Source organism: Spiroplasma sp. ChiS (assembly GCF_002968355.1).
In the GTDB taxonomy this organism is placed as follows: Bacteria; Bacillota_I; Bacilli_A; order Mycoplasmatales; family Mycoplasmataceae; genus Spiroplasma; species Spiroplasma citri.
Genome location: NZ_PUUH01000259.1, coordinates 1 through 696, shown reverse-complemented (window position 1 = coordinate 696; position 696 = coordinate 1). Strand labels below are relative to the sequence as shown.

Annotated in this window: 1 protein-coding gene and 1 pseudogene; both read left to right on the top strand. The window is 22.3% G+C overall.

Features of this window, described 5'->3' with window-relative positions; genetic code table 4:
- The first annotated feature begins 155 nt into the window (after positions 1-155).
- Positions 156-320, top strand: a complete 165-nt coding sequence (locus C6B38_RS10665) for a hypothetical protein (RefSeq protein WP_199558607.1) — start codon at positions 156-158, stop codon at positions 318-320.
- A pseudogene (locus C6B38_RS06725) lies at positions 298-573 on the top strand (DUF3627 domain-containing protein); the annotation flags it as partial. The gene C6B38_RS10665 and the pseudogene C6B38_RS06725, both read left to right, overlap by 23 nt.
- Positions 574-696: the final 123 nt, after the last annotated feature.

Sequence of the window (696 nt, the reverse complement as noted above, 5' to 3'; positions counted from 1 at the left end):
TATTAAACATTAAATAAACAATAGATAAACATTAAATATAACAATGTTTATTAAACAATAAATAAACTATAGATAAACAATATATAAACATTAAATAAACATTAGATAAACATTAAATATAACAATGTTTATTAAACAAAGGAGTGTGATTAATTATGTTAGGAATTTGAATATTTTTTTTAAAACGTAAATGTCAAATTTGTCATTCTATTTTGAATAAAAAAATTGTTGGTAGTTTGTATTTTAAGTTAAATGTTTGCTCAATGCAGTGTAACCGAAAGCGAGTTGATTTGAGTAATGCATCAGAAACCAAGTTATAAGAAGAATATTAACATAGAAAATTACTTTATTCGAAGAGAATTTATAGTTTTTAGAACAGATAAAGCTTCATTTATAAATTTACCTAATCATAATCGTCATATTGGGTTTTGATTGAGTAATAAGTTTATTTATCCGAGTGAAAAAAATTGTAATCAAGTAGCAATCGGTTTGATTTATGATAATTATTATTCTATTGTAAAATATGATGAAAATTTAAAGCGTAATATTTGAAAGAGTTTAACTGGAACGGAATTCGAGTGAAAAAAATTGTAATCAAGTAGCAATCGGTTTGATTTATGATAATTATTATTCTATTGTAAAATATGATGAAAATTTAAAGCGTAATATTTGAAAGAGTTTAACTGGAACGGAATT